The following is a 295-nucleotide window of genomic DNA, read 5'->3' as shown; positions in this document are numbered from 1 at the left end:
CGAAGTTAAGGTAGCAGTTACAGATAACGGCCAAGGCCAACTTGTTGCAACTGCAACTAATAACAACCCAACCTTCACCAACACTTATAAAGCAGCTACAACAAGTGCAACGATCACGGCTACTAAAGTCTTGAATGGTAAAGCTCTAGAAGCTGGTAAATATGAGTTTGAACTTAAAGAAGGTGACAAAGTAGTCGCAACAGCTAAGAATGCTGCAGACGGTACTGTTACTTTCCCAGTGATCAGCTATGATGCTGCAGACAACCACACTTACACTATCTCTGAAAAAGCAGGT

At 42.4% G+C, this 295-nt stretch carries 1 protein-coding gene; it reads left to right on the top strand.

From position 1 onward, the window contains the following. A partial coding sequence (locus HMPREF2766_RS10210; RefSeq protein ID WP_315940709.1) for a Spy0128 family protein occupies window positions 1-295 on the top strand: 295 nt, incomplete at both ends.

This window comes from Streptococcus sp. HMSC076C08, assembly GCF_001810825.1.
GTDB lineage: Bacteria > Bacillota > Bacilli > Lactobacillales > Streptococcaceae > Streptococcus.
The sequence above is the reverse complement of the archived record's forward strand: the minus strand, read 5'-3'. Positions and strand labels throughout refer to the sequence as shown.